This window comes from Paenibacillus sp. J22FR21, from assembly GCF_056269135.1.
Genome location: NZ_JBWDNJ010000003.1, coordinates 455152 through 475618, shown reverse-complemented (window position 1 = coordinate 475618; position 20467 = coordinate 455152). Strand labels below are relative to the sequence as shown.

General features: G+C 51.4%; 19 protein-coding genes and 1 riboswitch. Of the genes, 2 read left to right on the top strand and 17 right to left on the bottom strand.

Features of this window, described 5'->3' with window-relative positions; genetic code table 11:
• Positions 1-11: 11 nt before the first annotated feature.
• On the bottom strand, positions 12-2360 hold the full coding sequence (locus tag AC0YNS_RS12785) for an AraC family transcriptional regulator (RefSeq protein WP_475781369.1): 2349 nt from the start codon (positions 2358-2360) through the stop codon (positions 12-14).
• A gap of 18 nt (positions 2361-2378) precedes the next feature.
• The gene (locus AC0YNS_RS12780; protein ID WP_475781368.1) at positions 2379-3521 is read right to left on the bottom strand and encodes a GntR family transcriptional regulator; all 1143 of its coding nucleotides are present in this window, start codon (positions 3519-3521) and stop codon (positions 2379-2381) included.
• A gap of 262 nt (positions 3522-3783) precedes the next feature.
• Positions 3784-3885, top strand: a riboswitch (cyclic di-GMP riboswitch).
• Positions 3886-4004: 119 nt separating this feature from the next.
• On the opposite strand from AC0YNS_RS12780, the gene AC0YNS_RS12775 reads away from it, so the two are divergent.
• Complete coding sequence (locus AC0YNS_RS12775) at positions 4005-6218, top strand: putative bifunctional diguanylate cyclase/phosphodiesterase (protein WP_475781367.1); 2214 nt, start codon at positions 4005-4007, stop codon at positions 6216-6218.
• A gap of 58 nt (positions 6219-6276) precedes the next feature.
• On the opposite strand, the gene AC0YNS_RS12770 is transcribed toward AC0YNS_RS12775, so the two are convergent.
• From AC0YNS_RS12770 to AC0YNS_RS12725, 10 genes are all read right to left on the bottom strand, one after another.
• Positions 6277-6588: a hypothetical protein gene (locus AC0YNS_RS12770; protein ID WP_475781366.1), complete on the bottom strand. Its 312-nt coding sequence runs from the start codon at positions 6586-6588 to the stop codon at positions 6277-6279.
• Positions 6585-6905 (bottom strand): hypothetical protein, encoded by a 321-nt coding sequence (locus AC0YNS_RS12765; RefSeq protein ID WP_475781365.1) that lies wholly within the window; start codon positions 6903-6905, stop codon positions 6585-6587. The genes AC0YNS_RS12770 and AC0YNS_RS12765 overlap by 4 nt, the downstream gene beginning before the upstream one ends.
• On the bottom strand, positions 6905-7258 hold the full coding sequence (locus tag AC0YNS_RS12760) for an alpha-helical endospore appendage domain-containing protein (RefSeq protein ID WP_475781364.1): 354 nt from the start codon (positions 7256-7258) through the stop codon (positions 6905-6907). The genes AC0YNS_RS12765 and AC0YNS_RS12760 overlap by 1 nt, the downstream gene beginning before the upstream one ends.
• A 25-nt stretch (positions 7259-7283) precedes the next feature.
• A complete protein-coding gene (locus AC0YNS_RS12755; protein ID WP_475781363.1) occupies positions 7284-7571 on the bottom strand; it encodes a nucleoside-diphosphate sugar epimerase in 288 nt (95 codons plus the stop codon).
• Between the two features lie 99 nt (positions 7572-7670).
• Entirely contained in the window at positions 7671-9032 is a 1362-nt protein-coding gene (locus AC0YNS_RS12750; RefSeq protein ID WP_475781362.1) for a glycosyltransferase family 2 protein, read from the bottom strand.
• A 21-nt stretch (positions 9033-9053) separates the two neighbouring features.
• The gene (locus AC0YNS_RS12745; protein ID WP_475781361.1) at positions 9054-10268 is read right to left on the bottom strand and encodes a GT-D fold domain-containing protein; all 1215 of its coding nucleotides are present in this window, start codon (positions 10266-10268) and stop codon (positions 9054-9056) included.
• Positions 10265-10990, bottom strand: a complete 726-nt coding sequence (locus tag AC0YNS_RS12740; protein WP_475781360.1) for a sugar phosphate nucleotidyltransferase — start codon at positions 10988-10990, stop codon at positions 10265-10267. Before AC0YNS_RS12740 ends, AC0YNS_RS12745 begins: the two co-directional genes overlap by 4 nt.
• Before the next feature lie 31 nt (positions 10991-11021).
• On the bottom strand, positions 11022-11774 hold the full coding sequence (locus AC0YNS_RS12735; RefSeq protein WP_475781359.1) for a glycosyltransferase family 2 protein: 753 nt from the start codon (positions 11772-11774) through the stop codon (positions 11022-11024).
• Positions 11771-12868 (bottom strand): glycosyltransferase, encoded by a 1098-nt coding sequence (locus AC0YNS_RS12730; RefSeq protein ID WP_475781358.1) that lies wholly within the window; start codon positions 12866-12868, stop codon positions 11771-11773. Before AC0YNS_RS12730 ends, AC0YNS_RS12735 begins: the two co-directional genes overlap by 4 nt.
• Positions 12869-12872: 4 nt before the next feature.
• Positions 12873-14135, bottom strand: a complete 1263-nt coding sequence (locus AC0YNS_RS12725; protein WP_475781357.1) for a glycosyltransferase family 2 protein — start codon at positions 14133-14135, stop codon at positions 12873-12875.
• 171 nt (positions 14136-14306) lie between these two features.
• Here AC0YNS_RS12725 and AC0YNS_RS12720 point away from each other — a divergent pair, with 171 nt between their 5' ends.
• Positions 14307-14774, top strand: coding sequence for a DL-endopeptidase inhibitor IseA family protein (locus tag AC0YNS_RS12720; protein ID WP_475781356.1), 468 nt, complete (start codon positions 14307-14309; stop codon positions 14772-14774).
• 603 nt (positions 14775-15377) lie between these two features.
• Here AC0YNS_RS12720 and AC0YNS_RS12715 read toward each other — a convergent pair.
• The 5 genes from AC0YNS_RS12715 to AC0YNS_RS12695 all read right to left on the bottom strand — a co-directional run bounded on the left by AC0YNS_RS12715 (position 15378) and on the right by AC0YNS_RS12695 (position 20462).
• On the bottom strand, positions 15378-16559 hold the full coding sequence (locus tag AC0YNS_RS12715; protein WP_475781355.1) for a trans-sulfuration enzyme family protein: 1182 nt from the start codon (positions 16557-16559) through the stop codon (positions 15378-15380).
• Complete coding sequence (locus tag AC0YNS_RS12710) at positions 16556-17383, bottom strand: carbohydrate ABC transporter permease (protein WP_475781354.1); 828 nt, start codon at positions 17381-17383, stop codon at positions 16556-16558. The genes AC0YNS_RS12715 and AC0YNS_RS12710 overlap by 4 nt, the downstream gene beginning before the upstream one ends.
• The gene (locus tag AC0YNS_RS12705; RefSeq protein WP_475781353.1) at positions 17383-18264 is read right to left on the bottom strand and encodes a carbohydrate ABC transporter permease; all 882 of its coding nucleotides are present in this window, start codon (positions 18262-18264) and stop codon (positions 17383-17385) included. The genes AC0YNS_RS12710 and AC0YNS_RS12705 overlap by 1 nt, the downstream gene beginning before the upstream one ends.
• 63 nt (positions 18265-18327) lie before the next feature.
• Positions 18328-19671: an ABC transporter substrate-binding protein gene (locus AC0YNS_RS12700; protein WP_475781352.1), complete on the bottom strand. Its 1344-nt coding sequence runs from the start codon at positions 19669-19671 to the stop codon at positions 18328-18330.
• 110 nt (positions 19672-19781) lie between these two features.
• A complete protein-coding gene (locus AC0YNS_RS12695; protein ID WP_475781351.1) occupies positions 19782-20462 on the bottom strand; it encodes a FadR/GntR family transcriptional regulator in 681 nt (226 codons plus the stop codon).
• Between the last annotated feature and the right edge of the window lie 5 nt (positions 20463-20467).

Genomic DNA, 20467 nt, shown 5'->3' with positions numbered 1-20467 from the left:
CCGACTCACGACTACCCTTTCCCCCGCCCGGCAATATACTCACGCGGCGTCATGCCGAACTTCGCCTTGAACAATTTATAGAAATAGCTTTCATTCTCAATGCCCACTCGGCGCATGATTTCTTGAATGCTCAGCTTCGAGTTCTCCATCCACTCCACCGCTTTCGTCAGCCGGACTTGATTGATGTACTCCGGTATCGACATGCCGAAATGCTCCTTCGATATCTTGCTCAGCTTATAGGCGGAGAGTCGCATCATGCCCGAAATATCGGTCGCCGAGAGGGAAGAGTCGAAATAATTCGAATCGATGAAAGCCTTGATCGTATCTGCAGCTACCTGATTGCCTTCCTCGGCAGCTGATTTGCGCTCACTCGTCATCGTCTGAACCGCTTCAAGCAGCTGCTCCTCGAACTGCTCTGCCGTCTCCTCCTCATACAGCTCCCGATTCAGCAGCTTCGCATGAATATGAATCGGCTCCTTGAGGGAACGGTTCATTTCGTACACAGCTTTCTTCAAATGATGCACAACCTGCATGCTGACAAGCATAATATCGCTGTACTCCAGCTTGCGGATATAACGGAACAGCTCGCGGAATTTCTCTTCCGTTCGCACGGGATCGCCCTTCTTGACAACCTCGATGAACTTGCCTGTAAGCTCCATCACCTGCTCCATATCAATACTGCTCGTCTGCTCATCGATCTCAGCTTGCGTGATAATCGCCATATGGCCTCGCACATAACGATAGGAGCTGTTCGTGAAGGTGTGACTGTACGACGCCGCAATCGCTTGATAGTGTTCAATCGGCTCGCTGATGGCGACAGAGAAGGAAATTTTGTAATGCTCTTTAATGTAATGCTGCGCTTCCGACAGCAGCTCCTTAACCATCTCTGGCTGCGGCGCAGAATCAATATTGAGAAGGATCGTGAACGAATCATCCTTCATATCTACGGTTTGCTGAGCGAATGACCTGCTAATCACCTCTGTCGTTATGTTGGCGATTGCGAAGCGCAGAAGCTCTCGCTCAACCAAGCTCTTCGTCATGAACAGCTTATAGTTGTCGATACGCAGCACGCAAAGCAGAAACGGCTTCTCCTGCGACAACGCAGGATGGAGCGAATGCAGCGCCTCCCCGAATGCCGTGCCGCTCATACTGAAGCTGTCGACAAGCAAACGTTTGAGAAAATACAATTTCATAATGCCGGTATTATTGTTTTTCTCCAGATGATACTCGTACAGCTGCTCTCTTGATTTCTGATACACCTCGGTCAAATAGGAGAATTCATCCTTAGCTCCCGGAGCCACAGATCCGCCGCGTGAGGTCTGTTCCATCAGCCTTCTGACCGGCTTGTAGATCCCTCTTGAAACCGACAAGGTCAGCAGCAGCGCACCGGCAAAGATCGCCAATGTAATGAGCAGAATCGTATCCAGCAGCTGCTTCAAGTTCGCATACGCCTCTTTGTAAGGCTTCGCATCAAGCAGTGTCCAGCCGGTCTTCTCCAGACGAATATACGAGATGATATATTTCTCGCCGCCAATGCTTTGATTAAAGAAACCTGACGGCTGCGCAGCCAAGCCTTCTGAGCTGCCCGCCTGGTCCACATAAGCTTGCCTAATCGTATTCGCGAATGTTGAGGTTTGTACCGGATTACCCGGATCGGTCTCAATCAGCCCATTGCCGCTGTCCAAGATGTAGAGCTCACTTCGCGCGCCGGCCTCAATCCGGTTAATCGCACGGATGTTATCGACGAGCCAGTCCAGCTTTATGTTCAGAATGATGGCGCCATCCATACGGTTATCGCGATCCGTCGTCTCATACATCACATAGCTTAATACCGTATTCGCAGCAGCTCCGGCTGCGCCTTGATCAGCGGCTTCCGCACTGCGTCGCACGATTGCACGGAGCACCGGAATGTTCGTATAGCTTTGCAATACTTTATCGAGCTCTGCGTCCTTATGATACAAATCGCCATATGTCGAGTAATATAGTTTCTTATGATTGTTATAGATGTAGATGGACTGAATGAATGGATTGTTCGCCACAATCGTCGCGTTTAGTTTATTAATGACATTCAAATGCTCGTACGTTTCCTCATCGTTCAAATACATAAGCGCCTTCACGTCGTTGCTGCCATAGGTGGAGAGGGTAATATTGCGAATCATCGTATCGAGATAATCGATGTTGTATTTCATCTGCGAGAGTACCTTCTGGCTGTTCTCGTATTCGCTCTTGAACACCTTCTTCTCTACATTCACATACACAAGCGTGGAGAACGAAACGACGATTAGCAAAATAATGCTGGTGATCCACAAGAATATGCGCAGCAAATATTTCTTCTCTTGAAACAGACGAATGAAGCTCATAAGCAAGTACCACCCTTGTTATTCAATCTTTGCTTCCCAAACCGAACTGCCGTAATGAATGTCCGCTTTGCATATATGCCCGGCAACCGCAATCGGCTGCTTGCCTTCTGCCGCGTGCAATAACTGAAGGGCAGCACTTCGTCCCATATCATAGAAAGGCTGGTTCGCACCTGTAATATCCAGTCGGAGTTTCCCGTTCAACCCCTGCGCATCATAAGTAACAAAGGACATCTCGTCCGGGACGCGCTTGCCAAGCCGCTCAAGTGCAGCGAGCGCAGCCTCGGCAATCTGATCATTCGCTGCAAATACAGCCGTGTACCGCGTCATCTCCAGTGCATTCGCAAGCCGAGCAACAAAGTCTTCGAACTCGCTCTCGAAATTCTCGAACCGGGTCGGGATGCATAAGTCGTATTCAGCTTCAAAAGAAACGCCTGCTTCAATAAACGCTTGTCTCATGCCAAGCAGCCGTTCATAGAACGTGCTGAGGTCCGAATTGCGTACGAATGCAATCCGCCGATGTCCCTTGGCAAGCAGCAATTTCGTAAGCGAATACGCGCCTGAAGCGTTATCGCTCGTCACAAAAGGAATATCGGTGTCCCATACGCGCCTATCCAGAAAAATGACCGGAATGCCGCAACCCGCTAACTCCTCGTAGATCTGCCGACTGCGAGGCTCGTCCTGGCCGCCGTGAATCGGACTCAGAATAATCCCCTCCACTCGCCTTGCAATCGCGCTCGCAACGAATGACTCCAGCTTATCTAGGCTGCGATTATCGCTGCTGCTCATGAGCTGATAGCCCTTCGGCTGAAGCACATCCTCGATCCCGCGCAGAGCGGCTCCCCATAGCGGATTATCGATACCGATAACCGATGCAGCAATGAGTCCGCTCCCGTTCCCATTCCCGCTCCTTATTCGACTGGTCGGCTGAGACAAGAGCCCTCCATCTGCCAAATATGTACCTCGGCGATTATCTCGTGTCAGAAGCCCTTCCCCACACAATTCCTTAATCGCCTTCTCTATTGTATTAACGCTGGATTGATAGGACTCCGCCAAATTCCGGCTGGAAGGCAGGCGTGAAGTGTCCCTCCACTCTCCAGCATGTATGCGCTTTCGAATATCTTCCTTAATCCGGTGATACGGGAATATAGTCAGCCTATTCACCTTCATCTCTGCTAGATTAGCTTGACTATATGATATGTGTATCATCTGTGTCAATCCAGAGTCTGAAATTGATGAACCACATGTATATAGGCCTACTTTTATGAACCTTTAGTCCTTCACTTACGCAACTAAGACATCAATATCACCTATAAATACCAACTCTATCCTTTTAAATAGGTTCCAGAGACTCATTCGCTAGTTTGAGATATTATGGAAAATAGAAATAGCGCTAAATTCCTACATTATTCGTCAAAACTGAATCATTTTTCGCAGGCAAACCCTACGAAAGCAGGGGACGCAAAGTCAATAGGTCTAAGTCTATTCTCCTATAAATGCAATGAGATACGACAGCCAGACTGCCGAAGTTAATCTGCTGACCTTGGTTCTCCAAGCGGGAAGATGCGTATCGGTCTGTTACCGCCATCTTGCTTCGAGCCCGAGGATTTTTGTATACCTATTTGACGTAGAAAGGATGTGTACGGCTTGGCAACCCCTTACGAGCAGTTTAGTTCTAAGCTTCTGACATACACATTAATATTCCTTATTCTGTCTTCTATTCCCATATATGTAACCGTTCTTGCACTTGAGCTAATTACCTTTCAAGTCTTTATTCGATTCGTCGCTTCCGTTATCCCGCTTGGCGTTGTGCTCTACTTCATTTACCGACAAACCTATCAAACGCTCAAAGGAAAAGTCATTATTTCAGCCTATTCGTTCCTGCTCTGCTTCATCGTCATGTGGTTTATCCCAACATCAAACTCCGGCACCGTGGTTTTCCTCTTTGCGCTTCTCTCCCTCATCTATCTGGACCGCTTTGTGACACTAATGGCAAGTGGATATGGCATCCTTGTACTCATCACCCATCAATTATTCAACCCCTATATGCTCGCAACGGATCTGCTCTACCGAATTGTTCAATTCACCTTGTTCACCATGAGCTGTATCACCTGTGTCAGCGTTTGCATCATTGGACGCCGAATCATCGCACATGCGCAGCGAAGCGAGAAGAAAGCGCTGGATAACGAGAATCGGTACCGGCAAATTTTCGAGCTGTCTCCCGAAGCTAATATTGTACAGATCGACTATAAAATCGTTCACATGAATCGATCAGGGCTAACGATGTTAGGCGCACAGCATCTGGATGAGTTAGTCGGCGTCAATGTGTTTGACATCGCATTGCCGGAGTATCACGAGATGATGCGAACCAAATCAACCGACCTCATAGAGGGCCACACTGCCGTTAATCACGCGGAGCTCTGCATTTACAAGCTAAACGGTGAAGTGATCGACGTTGAAACCAATTCCATCTCGATTCTATTTCACAATCAGCCCGCGATCCTATCAAACTTCCGAAATATAACGGAAACGAAGAAGGCTCGTGAAACCATCAACTATATGGCCTATCACGATCAACTGACTGATCTTCCCAACCGCTATCAATTAATAACGAAGCTCGATGCAGAGCTCCGGTATGCGGTACACAAACCATGCAGCTTCGCTCTCCTGTTCCTTGATATGGACAGGTTCAAATCCATCAACGACACATTCGGTCATCCACTGGGGGACCGTCTGCTCAAGAGCTTCGCGAAACGGCTTCAGGCATCGCTGCAGCCAGCTGCATTTGCGGCCAGACTTGCCGGCGACGAGTTTGTCATCCTGCTGCCGAATATCGATGCTGAAACGGTGGGGACGCTTGTTGGCCCTCTGCTGGAGCGGCTCTCTGAACCTTTTATTCTCAGAGGTCAAGAAATCATCGTTACGACAAGCATCGGAATCGCTATGTATCCCAAAGACGGGAAGGATGCCGATACGCTTCTGATTCTCGCAGATGCGGCTATGTATGCGGCTAAGAGGCGGGGAAGAAACAACTACGCCTTCTATAGTAATGAGATGAACGAAGTTAATTTACGGAAAATGATGCTGGAGCAGGACTTGCGCAAAGCACTGCAGCAGGGAGAGCTGCATTTGCTCTATCAGGGCAAGAAGGATTTGCAAGCTGGCAGTTTGAACGGCTTCGAGGCTCTCCTTCGTTGGACGCATCCCAAGTTCGGCGCCGTTCCTCCGGCTGAATTTATTCCGCTTGCGGAAGAAACAGGGCTTATTGTTCCGATAGGAGAGTGGGTCATACGGCAGGTATGTAATCAAATCAATGCTTGGAAGCAAGCGGGCTTGTCTCCTTTGCCGGTGTCCGTGAACTTATCGGTTCGCCAATTCAAACAGGACAACCTGATTGATATGCTGAAGGCGATCCTGCTCTCCACTGCGGTTGAACCACGGCTCATTGAACTTGAAATTACAGAGAGCGTTGCTTCATCGAATTTCGAAGCCCCGCTTATTGAGAAGCTGCATGAAATGAAGGCGCTCGGCGTTGCTATTTCGATTGATGACTTCGGAACCGGATACTCATCGCTTAGCTATCTGCGCCTTTTTCCCGTGGACACCCTTAAGATGGACAAATGCTTCATTCGCAATATTGGTCACAATCAAGATGATCTGGCAATCGTCACGGCGATCATCGGTATGGCTCATAGTCTCAAGCTTCAAGTCCTCGCTGAAGGGGTTGAGAACGAGACTCAGCTTGCACTCTTAAAGGAACAGCGCTGCGACGGTGCTCAAGGCTATCTCATCGGCTACCCTATTGCGGCTGAGGAAGTGGAGCTGCTGATTACTCCGGTCCATGAGCTAAGCAATTCGTAGGGGAGTACAAGCCCGTTCCTATGATGGCCCGAACTCCCTCCAAGCTGCTTGATCATCATTAGGTTTGCTGTTCATAGGCGAGCTGATGGCCATCCTCGAATCCTTTGGCAAAGCCGAGGTTATAGCCTTGATTATAAGCATTATCGAAGGCTCGATTATAACCCGGACTGCTTAAACCCCGCTTCCTTCCACGCTTCTGCTTACGCACGGAAGATTTGCCGGTGCCTGACTTCGTGCGTTTGCGCTTCGTAATCGAGGTAGCCTTCTTCTGGCTGCCTGCTGCTGCCTTGCTTGAAGACTTGTTCGGTGTGACCCGTGGTGTGATTGGTGACTTGCTGACGATCTTCCCGCTTATTCCCGCTGCAATCACTTTCCGGTTCCTCCTTTACCTTCCCGTATTGGATGCGAACCAACCTGCACGGCAGCATTCAGCCATGGCTTGGCAGAGCGGCTGTCTCTGCTTCGACTTTGGCTTTGACTGCTCTCCATGGCGCTTACCATTGCGGTAAGCGTCAGCTGCATCGCCTCAAGCCGCTTCATGTTGCGCTGTATGGCTTCTGCCAGACCGGATGCCCGCTCGGCTTCAGCTGCGACGCTGTTCAGAATTCGAGCGACGGCCTGCTGGCTGCGGGAGAGCGACGCTAGCAGTTCGATTCGTACCTCCCGCTCCTTCAAGCTCCAATTCATTAGTGCCTATCACCCATATCAAACGGTCCGTTCAGCATATTTTCGATGCCGTTCATCGGTCCCGCCCCCATCCCCATATCATCCACCTGGCGCAGTGCCGCCTTCAGTACATTGGTCATCCCATGATTGAGCTTCGCAAGCCCGTCAATCACTTCGACAAGCTGATCATGTACCATCATCGAGGACTTCCATTGGTCTTGCTGCTCCGTAAATGCGTCCGGCGTAATATGATTGCACAGCCAAGCGCGTACCTTCTCCGCTTCGACGGCCTTTGCCTCCAGAATCATCGCCACATTCCACTGCAGCTTAGCGGAGGCGTCCAGCATTCGGATATATGCGGTTTCTCGACTCATAACGGGCACGCTTCCTTTCCTCCGCCTATTCTTCGTCCTCGACGTCCATCTCTTTCATAACAACCGAAATCGTAAGGGCAAGCGACTCCTGCAGCTCTGCAATGCTGTTTAAATAGGCCACTACACTCTTCGTCATCACCTGAGAATTATCCATCAGCTCGCTGACCCCGCCGAAGCTTGGGTGCGTATCCGGCAATGCGTGCACAATTTGTGCCATCCGGACTGCGACATGACGCTTCGCCTCCAAGACGCGCGCCAGCTGCTCATGGGAATGTGACATATGCTCAATCATTTCCGTTACGATATGCTGCAAGGCGCAGTCCCTCCTCTACCTATCGCAATATCAGGAATCGGTCTCTTTGTTAACATATGCGCCGCCCTCTCCGCTTGGCACAGCCAAGACTCCTGTGCGCTATAACTGATCGGCAACCTGAACGGGAGCAATGATTGGCAATCCTTCAGGCAGCATGCCGAGCTGCTCCTCCGTCACCAATCCTGCAGGCTTCCACTGCAGGCACCATGCCTCCGCTGCTTTCGCGCTTGCCACTCTTCTCCGAACGCCGTTCGCGACCACATAGAAACTGCCGTCCGCACCAGCAGCCGTAACGCCTTGCATCGTCAGCGCCCCTTCAATGCTTCTTCCGTGCCAGCCAGCTTCAACAGCTTCGACTGCAATGCTCTCCCCGATTGGCCAGCGTCGCAAATCCACTTGCGAGAGCCGTACGATAGGCAGGGTAACTTGGCCTACAATCGGGCGACGCATACCGCCTTCCACCCAGTAGAGCGCCCCGGACACTCCGCGAACGATGACATGCTCTGGAAAGAAGGCGGTTTCTCCTTGTGCGCGGTCACCGGCTGCGTTCATGGCTTGAACCTGATAGACGAGATCGTGGGGATTCCCCCATTTCTCTACGTACACCTGCAAATTATGATCGTTGACTTCTACAAACTTCGTTCCAAGCTCCTTCATGCTTACACTGCCGAAATGATGAATGAAGGAATCGCGCGCGATGACAAGCGTATACCCTTGCAGACGTACGCGGATGTTGTAATCGTCGTCCTCATAGTTTCCAATCCGGTAGCCTTCGTCGAGGTAACCGGTTCGATCCCAAAGTTCGCGGCGAAACAGCAGGCAGAAGCCCGTTAATCGGTCCGTTCGCTGCCATCTGGCCGGGTTAGGAATATTATACAGTCTTGCGAATGGCGCAATGCCTCTTACCGTCTTGTACGGCACTTCAATGCGCTGATCGCCGCTGATATAGTTCGTCACCGGACCGACCATGCCGATTGCGGGATCGCTGTTCAAACAGGCCAGCATATTGCCCAGCCAACGCTCTGTCACAATCGTATCGTTATTGAGAAGCATCAAGTAAGATCCCTTCGCCATCATCATGCCGATATTAATCGCGCCGGCGAAGCCTCGATTCGTCTCAAGCACCCGAAACCGAACCCTGTTGCCGAGTCCGCGCAAGTAGGCGGCCGTACCGTCCGTAGACGCGTTGTCGACGATGATGATCTCATAGGCGCTCGGCGTATGCAGCTCGATGCTGGCAATGCATTTCTTCAAGAAGTCCACTTTGTTATAGCTTGGAATAATGATGCTTGTGCCTTCAAAATAAGTACCGAAGCCAAAGTACCCCGTGCGGACACCTTCCTGATAGCCGGCTGCCATTCCGATTGGAAATTGGCTGGATTTCTTCGTTTTGCGGGCTGCAGAGGTACTCGTAGCCGTCGATTTCTTCCGCTTGCGATGCGCATGCGCTTGCCTTCTCATCCGCTCTGCCCTCTCCTATCCTTAATGCGTAAGCGCGATCTGTCCCTTCACAATGGCATCTGCCATATGGCCAAAATCAAGCGCTGTCTTGCTCCGCTCGTGTGCGATCCGGGTGCAAATCATAACAGCCGCAATTCCCGCGGACACGAGCGCCAAATCAAATTCAACACCTCGACTCTCCAAGATGACGCGTTCCACGTCACGCACTCCCCGTACCGGACTGATGAGCCCTGACACCATGAATCCCCGTTCCGTGAGCATATGCGCCAGCGCCGGAGCTGCATTGCCGATGACAAGCAGCTGCTTGCCGGCGAGCAGGCTGCCGAGCAGACCGGTTTGGGAAAGCCCGTAATTGACCGTCGAGTTCGTCATCCGAAGCGTCCCAGGGTCAAGTTGATGCGCGCGAAACACCGGATGCAGCAGCGGGTGAAAATGCTTTCTGCGCGCCAGCGGCACACCGACGATATGCGCATGACGTATAGCGTGCAAGAGCTGGTCGCGCGCCAGCAGATCAGGCGGATTCACGCCGGCATAGGGGAGAAACGTGCCCTCTCGCTGGATCGTAGCGGTGTCGTAGACGACTTCCTGCGCCAGTGTCAGCAGCTCTCCGTCTCCAAGTCTGACGACCGCGCACGGTCTGCGCTCATGAATGGCCTGTTCCATCTCGGCATACACCTCATGAACATCCATTAACGGCAGACATCTCGGCCGCAAATACTCGGCTCCGATGGCAATGACGTCTTGGAGCCGAACCTCTGGGAGCAGCAAATTCATCGGCAGCGCTTGCTCCAGCAGCAGCTCTCCTCCTTCGTACTTGCCAAGCTCGTAACCCGCCGTAAAAGCATTGTCGTGAAACTGCCCATGTTCCATACCGGGTGGAAGCACGGCGCTGTCGCGCTGTCCCCGGCGGCGCCCCCGCTTCTTGACCAAGGACGGCTTCCGCCCTCTTGTCCTTTTCTTGGCGCCATTCGCGCTTGATTTCCTTGACTGCCCGGCTTTTGCAGCTCCGCTTCTGCCTCCGGTTGCCGCTGGAACCGCCTGCTTCTTCACGATCTTCTGCGGCGCATTGCCTCCCGAAGTCTTAGCCGCTGCGGGAGCGGGAGCCTGCTTCGGCTGCGGCTGCGACTGGGACTGGGACTGCGGCTTCAGTGCCGACACACTACGTTTGGTCGCGACCTGCCCTTGCCCGCTGCTGCTTGTGAGCATCACGTTTCTGTGGACTACCGCCACCTTCATGGTCCATCATCCCCGCTAAACTTTATCGAAGCCTCAAGAAGGGATTGAAAGGTACCGGCATCTGTCCACCAACCGGTGATATGCCGATGGGCGAGCTTCCCCATGCTCGCATATACGTTGTTCACGTCGGTAATCTCCAGTTCCCCGCGCAGCGATGGCGTCTGTGCCGCAATGAAATGAAAGACTTCGCGATCGAACAGATAGATCCCCGTTACGCAGCTGTCGGTTAATGGCATCTTCGGCTTCTCATCGATATGAATAATCCGCCCTTCCTCGTCGAATACCGGTACCCCATAGCGCTCCGGGTCAGGCACTTGCTTGAGCAGCACCATCGCTCCGTCAGCCTGCTGCATGAACGCTTCCAGATGAGGGGCCAGCGATTCCTCGAACAAATTATCACCCAGCAGCACGATAAACTTGGCATCCTCGCCAACGAAAGACCTCGCCAGCTCAAGCGCCTGGGCGATTCCGCCGGCTTCTTCCTGGATGCGGTAAGTAAGTGACACCCCGTACTCTACGCCGCTTCCGAGAAAAGAAGTAAACATCCCTGCAGAGACTCGGCTTGTAATGAGCAAAATGTCCGTAATTCCAGCCTCTTGCAGACTGTTAATGCTGTAGCATATCATCGGGAGCCTCCCGACCGGCAGCAAATGTTTGTTCAAGAGCTTCGTCAGCGGCATTAGGCGCGTTCCCGTACCACCGGCCAAGATAACAGCTTTCAAATAAATAACCTCCTTTGCTTTGCCGATTCGCTCAATACATGAACTTAGCAGGATCTACCTTCCACTTGGCTATAAAATGCTGCCGATTGCGCTCGACGAGCTGCTGCAATTCCTGCGGGTTACTGCGTTTGAAGCTGGCGCTGCCGCGATGATGAACGAACACATCCCTGCACATGAGCAGACTGTACCCGTGCATGCGAGCCCGGAAGCAATAGTCATCGTCCTCGTAATGACCTGGCGTGAACCTCTCGTCAAGCTCACCGATCCGTTCATAGAGCGAACGCTTGAACAGCATGCAGAAGCCGACCAGCCGCATGATCGGCTCACTTCGCTTTGCTTCCTTCACGAGCGCCGTTGCCGCTTGGCCGTGAAACTCTTCCATGGAGCTGAACGGATACTCCACCTGCTGTCTGCCGCTGATGTAATTCGTTACGGGTCCAACCATGCCGATATCTGCGCGTGCCGTCAGTGCACTGATTAATGCAGGCAGCCAGCCGGCTGAAACGGTCACATCATTGTTCAGCAGCATCAGATATTCGCCGCGCGCCATACGCAATCCACGGTTGCAGGCAAATGGAAATCCGGTGTTTCTGGCCAGTGACAGACAGGGAATTCCTTCTCGGATACACCATTTGCAAGTGCCGTCATCAGATCCGTTGTCGACGACAATCACTTCATAGGGGGTCTCATTCGAGTCGGTATACCGGCGTATGGCTTCGATGGCATCCTGCAGAAGCGATAGGCCGTTGTAGCTCGGTATAATAATGCTCGTCATGCCTTTCATGTTGCTGTTCCTCCCGCAGCGGCACGCCGCCGAACCTGATCTGGAAATGCCAGTCTTGGACCTTTCGATCTCATGGCTGTCTGCAGCGCTTCAACATGGTCGCCGACCGACAGCTCCTTGGAAACTACTCCTACCGGTCCTCTTATAGCGACCGTTTTGTTCTTGCGCACTTTGTTCAGCGAGCAGCTTCGGAATATCAGCTTGTGCTGGATGGCCGCCATATGAGCTATCGGCGGGACCGCAAGCGTTGATACGCCTACGGTTTCCATTCCATGGCGCGACCAGGCATGCGGCAGCAGCTCAACCGAGTTTGCCAGCAGCTCGGCACGACCGAGCGACCAGTTCATGAATGCTCGAACGCGTGCAGCTTCATCCCAAGTCTTGAAAATCCCAAGTGATGGCGTCTGATCCGCCACCACAATATCCGCGCCGGTCTCTGCAAGCGAGAGCATAAGCGCCAGCTGCTCTGCTGCCATTATGGATTGTCCGTCGGCGAACAGGACAATATCGGACCTTGTCATGCGAGCTCCGATCGCCCGCCCGACATCTGCGCCGAGCGACTCTCCGATTCGCATGATCGTAATCTCCGGCACCGCGCGAAGCTCCGCAAACTCGCCTTCGCTGCCACCTTCCAGCACGACGATCACTTCCTGAAGCGGCAGTCGCAGCAGCTGATTGATCGCGGACGAATTCATGCCCGGGACGGAGAGGACGACAGCCGCGACTGACTTCCCCATTGCGACCGGCTGCCACATCCCCCGCGGCAAATCCAGGGCTGCGGCGAAGCCGTCGGCATAGGCTCTGCCTTCCGAGAGCAGCTTGACTCGCAGCGCATCGGTGTGGTTTCGGCCTGCGCAGCGCGTCGTCCAACGCTCATTCATTCGCAGCTTCGCTTCCGTGGTACCAGCCTGCGTGGTATGTCCGTTCTTGCGAAGAAGCGCACCATCGGTATAGCCGGCATTATAGGCCGTTCTCAGCTTGCCGGTATAGCTGCCGGCAGCGCGTTCTTGGCCGGTTCGCCCCGCGCGCGAGCGACGCGTGCGGGTTTTCGTAGTCGCTCTTTTGCCTGAGCGGCCTGACTTTCTGGATTGCATACGTTCACCTCGCCAAATAACGTTTTCGCGCCATATCCGTATATCCGCCGCGATCATCCGTCTGCTTCGTCAGCCAATCAATGGCTTCCAAGTGATCGCCTACTATGAGCAGCTCAAGCGGATTCGTCCGTTCTCTCTGCTTGCGGGGCAGGTTGAGCTTCCCCACATTAATGCGTTTTACTGCGGATACTGTTAGTCCATGCTGCACGGCTTTGGCATGCGCGAGCGGCGGTATCGCCAGTGCGTCGGCACCGATTCTCGTTAATGCGGTGCGGCTGATGGCATGGGGGACTGCTGTCATCGAAGTGCCTTTCAGATCGGGACGCCTCAGGATTGTATTCAGCGCATGTTTCGCGAGGACGACGCTGTGGACGGATGATTTGTTCGTAGGGCCGGAGTAATCGTTAAGTGCCACATCTACTCCGCCATGCAGTACCGATTGAACGAAGGGTCTCAACCCCGATGCCGGTATGATCATATCGCCGTCGAGAAAGAGCAGCACCTGCCCGCTGGCGGCGGCAGCCCCGACACTTCGTCCGACATCATGACCAAGCGGCTCCGCGAACGGAATAACCTTAGCCCCCTTGCGCTTGGCGATGGCCGCCGAGCCGTCAGTCGATCCGTTGATGACGACGATCACTTCCACGCTGGAATGTACCTTCTTCGCTTCTTGAATCACTTTCCCAATGGTACGACGCTCATTCATGACCGGGATGATGACCGACACGACCGGATTGGTCGGAGTTGCAGATATCGTCAATATCGGCTCGGGTTGTGGCTGAGGTTGCGAAAGTGGATGCAGTTGCGATTGAGGCTGCGAGTGCAGTTGCGGCTGTACCTCTGGCATTGGCTGTGGCTCAGCTATTCGGAATGCTTGCTGCCTGATGGCTTCAACTACCGGAGTCTGCTTCTGTTTCGGCTTCTTCGGGGCGGCTTTGGAGAAGGACTTTCCGGAATTGGTCGTCGCCGCCTGTTGGACGATCGGCGGCTGCTTTGCTGCTCGTTTTCTCATTTCGGCTTTCTGCACAATTGCCTTCTTACTTGCTCGCGGGACGGATTTCGCTGCGATGGCTGATTTTGTTGATCGGGAAGATACCTGTTGCTTTGGAGGTGATAGTGCTGCAATTGGAGGTGCAGCGGAGGTCTCGCTCCACGCTGCACGAATGGCGCGGCTCCCGGCTGCCATCGATAACCCGGCATAGACTCTATCATTTAGGAGCGGCTGCTTCCGAATCTGCTGGACGACTCTTCCGCTGCTAGGCTTCATGAACTCGTTCACCTCCATATCCGTCTTTTTACCAGTTAGTTTATGGACGATAGAGTGCAAGAGGAACGGCTGATGTACGTTAAGGCAGGAGCCGCGCTGATTTTACGCGTTTTTCACGTCACTGAATCTACCTAATTACATATGCTGTTGACATAGAGGAGGTGATGCCAAATGGTAGAAAGCTTACAGCTTCGACAAGCACTTCGTGTCTTCCTAAACAAGGCCGAAGCGGCTTGGTTTGATGTGTACGGCGCGAGCTTTAATAGAAAAGAGATTAAAGTCGGCCGCACGGAATACGTCCAGCTACCTTTGCGCTATAGTACCAGGGCTAAAATTTACGCTTATTTTCGCAAGTATTGGGGTATAACCTATAGCCGCATGCAGCTGCGCAGCTTGAAGTCCATCGTGCATAACGGGAGGGTTTATGTCATTTTGGGCGATCCCGGACCGATTCCGAATATCGTCGAATCCGTGCGCATTCTGAGCATTACGAGTACACGAATTCGGGTCCGTGCCATGTTGTCCGGTGATCCCGACGGCAATGTACCGATTTATTACACCATTGCCCGTACCTGTTGCGGGTACAAGATCATCAGCCGTTCCGGCAAACGTTATGATTACCGGTTCACAATTGGTTAGCAGCAATATGACGCACATCACATCAAGCCAGCATCGCAAAAAGGGACTGTCCTACCGGTCATCATTTTGATGACTGGACAGTCCCTTTTTGTTCGTTGCGAAGATTAAGGAACGGCGGCATTGCAATGTCCGGGACAGCCTTTCTGCGTTTTGTTCTAACGAACCGTAGAGGTCTTATTCGCACGAAAACTGGCACTTTTCGAATCTAACGATCCGTGGAGGAGGTCGTTACTATTAGCCGTATGCCCAAGAACCCCCCCGCCTTCCAATTCTAACGAACATCGGAGGCGAGTAGAGATTACGGTTAGAAATTAGTACATTGCGTGGTACGGGGGCACGGTACGAGGTGCGGCGTTCGGGGAGCAGGGTACGGGCTACGGGGTACGGAGTTCGAGGTTCGAATTACAGGGTACGGCGTTCGGCGTTCGACGTGCGGGGTGCGGCGTGCGGGTTACAGGGTACGGGTTACAGGTCGAGGTGCAAGGCGCCACCGCGGATGTGGTTTGTGGTTACCGGTAGCGGCACTACAAGGAAGGACAGCCTCCGAATAAAACAAAGAGCTGAGAGTCGAAAACCGACCCTTAGCCCTTTTGCGAACCTACCTTACAACGACTCCCAAGCGAGATCAATATCCGCCATCAGATCCTTCGGATCTTCCATCCCCACGTACAGGCGAACCACCGTAGCGGACTGTCCGTCACTTCCCGGAGGAAGTGCGTTCACCGTCACGAGGCTCTCGAAGCCGCCCCAGCTGACTGCGATTTTGAAAAATTGCAGCTTCGTTGCCCAAGCTCTCATCTTCGCAAGCGGCTCGTCCGTCATGAAGGAGAATAAACTGCTGTAGCCCTTCATCTGGCTTCTGCCCAGCTCATATTGCGGATGCGAAGTCAGGCCGGGATGATTGACGCGGCTTACATATGCTTTGCGGCTCATAAACTCCGCCAGCAGCAATCCGCTCTCTTCGTGTCTTTGCATGCGCAGCGGAAGTGTGCGCATTCCTTTGGAAACGAGCGCTGCCGTCTGCGGCGTCATGAGTCCGCCAAGCAGCATATATTCTGCATATCCGACTTGATCAATCAGCTCATTTGAGCCAAGAATGACGCCGCCGACGCAGTCACTATGACCGCTAATGTATTTCGTAATGGAATGTACAACCAGATCCACGCCGAGATCAAGCGGACTCTGGAAACAAGGCGTAGCCCACGTATTATCAATGATTGTCCGTGCCCCAATAAGCTTGGCATAAGCCGCGCATTCACGCAGGTTTTGCAGCTCGAACAATCCTGAGGTTGGACTCTCCAGATAGAGCAGCTTCGTATTCGGACGAACCGCTGCTCGGAAGTTGTCAATGTTGGTCCCATCCACAAACGTCGTTTCCACGCCGAATTTCACCATGTAACTGCCTAGAAACTCTCTCGTCGGGCCGTAAGCTTGATCCACGCAAATGACGTGATCCCCTTGCTGCACCGATGACAAGATGGCCGACGAAATGGCAGCCATACCGGATGCGAAGCACTTAGCCTTGTCCGCGCCTTCGAGCTCCGCTAGCTTGTGCTCCAGATACGTTACCGTAGGATTGTTGCCACGTGAATAGATATGGTTGTCGAGCAGTGCTTGAAAAGCAGTGTCGAACTCTTCATACGTCTGAAAAGCAAACAAGCTGTTCTGATAAATCGGCATATGGATCGCGCCATGATGCCTCGAATCGAGTTTATCGTAAGAGACTTGAGTAAATTGTTTTTCTCTGGCTGTAGCTGCATCATGTCCCGTTTCCGTTTTACTCATCCTTTTTCTGCTCCTTGTGTCAAACCCTCAACGATGAAACGCTGTGCAAAGGCGAAAATCAAAATCGTTGGAATGATCGACAATACCACTCCTGCTGACATTGAGCCCCAATCCACATCGAATTTTAGAATAAATGAATTCATAGCGACCGGGATCGTCTTGAGTGAATCGTTATCTATAAACAAAGCGGCCAGGAACAACTCGTTCCAGTTCTGTACAAAGGCGAAAATAAATGTAGATGCAATACCTGGCAGCATGACGGGAATAATAATCCGAATCAGTGCCGACCAACGCGAGCAGCCATCAATCATTGCCGCTTCTTCAAGACTGCCGGGAATACGTTGGAAGAAGCCGCGCAGCATAATGGTCGAGAACGGGATAAGCCCTACCGTATACATCAAGACCAGCGCAATTCGGTGGTTGAGCAGGTTCATTTGGCTCATCATCAGATACAGCGGTGCAAGCGCGATAAATCCGGGCAGCATCTGTGTAATGAAGAACGCTAACATGATTTGGCGATGTCCTCTGAAAGAAAAACGGGCAAGTACATACGCACTCAATACCGCAATAACCAATACGACTAATGCAGCCGAAATCGCAATCAGAAAGCTGTTAGCGATGTAGACGTGAAACTTGGATATTTTGAAAATATTAATGAAATTATCAAGCGTAAATGTAGTCGGCCAATATTTGATCGGATAAGAGAAAATATCCTTCTGCGGCTTAAGAGACGTGATGACGATCCAATAAAGCGGGAAAATCATCGCGATTAAGTAAAGGGATAAATAACCAATTCGGAACAGGCTCAGAAGGCGTTGCTTCATTAGAAATCACCTACTTTCTCAGCCTTTGTGACTGCCAGGAAGAAAATTGTGTAAAGCAGCAAAATAATTATCATAATAATACCGATCGCTGACGCGGCACCGTAGTCGCCGCCATACAGGATTTTGTCCAGCATAAGCGAGGACAGAATATGTGTTGTTCCGGCAGGACCACCGTTGGTCAAGCCGTAAATGATCGTCGGATCATTGAATATCCAAATCGCGCGCAACAGCGTTGTCGCGATAATAGTCGGCATAATGTAAGGCAAGGTTACGTTCAGGAACTTCCGCATTCCGGTCGCGCCATCCATGTCCGCAGCTTCGTAGAGTTCGCCGGGAACGGATTGCAGGGCAGCCAGCAGCATGATTGCGAAGAAGGCAACGCCGTACCATACGTTGGCGACAATAACGGAAACCATCGCCCATTTGGGATCGGATAGAAAACCGATACGTTCGTGTATAAGGCCTAACTTAAGGAGCAAATCGTTGATAACCCCGATTTGGGAGTTGAACATCCATTTCCAAATCAACCCGATTAGAAAGCCGGATAATGCCCATGAGTAGAAAGCGAAGCCTTGATAAATTCCTCTGCCTCTGAATTGCTTCTTCATCGCCAAAGCCAGCAGGAGTCCAAGTGTAAATTGCAGGATCAAGGAACAGAACACCCAGTAGGCGCTGTTCTTCATGGCCATTAGAATTTTAGGATCATGGAAAGCCGCTTTAAAGTTCGCCAAACCGACAAAATGTACATTACGTAAATCGAACAGCTTGTAATCTTGGAAAGCCATTAAAATCCCTTTTAGAAACGGATAATACGTAAACACTAACACGAGACACAAAGCGGGAAGCAGCCCCGATAGTATAAAGATGCGTTGATTTTTCATAAGACACCGCCTTGCTCTTTGAATTTAGTGAGGGCGGCTTGTCGCCGCCCTCCTGATGAATCCTTATTTATTCAATTTAGCCTTTTCGTCTACCCAGTACTTGTCCCACTTCTTCAGCGTATCATCCAGATTCGCTTGACCAAGCAGAAGCGCTTGCGTGGTTTCCATTGCAACTTGTCCCCATTGTGCATTACCTGCGTACTGGAATGCTGGTTTGAAGTTTACGAAAGTATCCGGTTGGTTGGACATGTCGAGCAATGTTTTGTAAGGGCCTGTTTTGAAGAACTCATCTTCGGAAGCGCTGGAGTGAACCGGAATAAGTCCAAAGTCTTTCGAGAATTGCGTGTTCTCAGCCGGGCTCGACAAGAATTCGATCAGCTTCCAAGCTGCTTCTTTGTGCTCCGAGTTAGCTGCGATACCCCAGCCTGCTCCACCTGCTGCGAGTAATGCTTTGCCTGTTGGGCCGGTTTGCAGAGGTGCTGTTGCCCATGTTCCTGCTTCCATTTTCTCATTAAGCGATTGAATAACGTCAGGATCTTGAAGCAGCATACCTGTTACGCCGGAAGTGAAGGCTTGTACTTGCTCTTGGAAGCCCCAGTTCACGGAATCCGGTGGCGATACATCTTTATAAAGTTTAAGGTAAAGCTCCATTGCCGCTTTCGCTTCAGGCGTCGAGTAAACCGTTGCGCCGTCTGTTGTGAACATGGAGTCTTCCAAATTCACCTTTGCACCGTTAAAAGAAAGAATCATTGCATCCGTTGTACCTGTCGAACCTGAACCTCCGCGGAAGGAGAATCCGAAACGGTTCTTCGCGGGATCTGTCAGCTTCTTGCCTGTTTCGTAGAGCTCATCCCATGACTTTGGCGGCGTTAGGCCCAATTCTTTGAACCAATCGGCACGATAGAACAGTTGTCTCTCATAAAGACCGTTTGGAATGAAGTATAATTTATCGCCTACGGAACCAACGGATTTAGAAATCGCTGTCAATGTTCCGAAATCAGCCCATTTATCTGCGTATGTGTTTAGTGGCTCAACAAAGCCGTTATTCACCATTTCAGCAACGTTCAGGTCACGAACCTCAAGGATGTCGATATCTTCTTTGGCACCCAGCATCGTTCTGATCTTGTTGTCTGCTTGGTCGAATGGAGGGGAAATGAATTCGACTTCAATGTTCGGATTCGCAGCTTCAAACTTGTCAATCGAAGCTTGAATCAGCTTCGTTCTGTTCGGACTTGTTAAACTTTCGATCATGCGTAGCTTTACTTTCTCGTCACTTGCACCTGCATTTGCATTTGTGTTTGAGTTACTAGCCGTGCCGTCATTCGAATTGTTACCGCATCCTGCCAAAAGACCAACTGATACAACACCACAAAGCAGTGTAGTAAGAAGCTTGTTGCGACTTGTCATTGATGTCATCCCCCTATTTAATATCATGTATCACACAGTCATACAGTCATCCTGTCTGATAGGTTGATTATAGTGAAAGCGCTTAATCATTGTCAAGGAAAAAATTGCGCTTACTTGGCGCTTTTTATTTTCGCCTCGATGCAATCCATCAACTTGCCAAACTCTTCCAATGCAGTCCTCGTATCATGCGCTGCAATGCCTTTAAACATCGTAATATGAAACGGATACGTCTCATCAAAGAGCTGTTTGTCTCCTAGCGGATCGTTAAAAAACTTCTCATATAAGCCTGAAATCGAATCTAGCACGGTCTCTAGCACCGGGTTATTCGCAGCTTTAATAATGTGACGATGAAAAGCTAAATCAACCTGCGAAGTGTCTTTATTGCCTTCTTTCAAGATACGGTACTCTTCCAGACACTCTTCTACTTCGGCAATTTGCTTGCTGGTAATCCGTTTGGATGCCAGGACGACAGACTGTCCTTCCAACGCCCTGCGCACTTCAAGAATGGACAACAGGAAATTCTTCTCCCGTTCAATCTTCACTTTCCCGGTAAAGCGGAACGTGTTGACGTCTTTAACAAAGATACCCTTGCCATTGTGAACCTGAATAATATCCATGGCTTCCAAATAGCGAAGCGCTTCGCGCAGCGAGGAGCGGCCGACACCGAACATTTGCGTCATTTCTTCTACAGAGGGTAGCTTGTCGCCTTCGGAAAGATCCTTCTCTTCTATGAAGTTCTGAATCTCCTGCGATACTTGTTCATGTACTAGTATTTTTTGAATTTTCTTCATTGTCC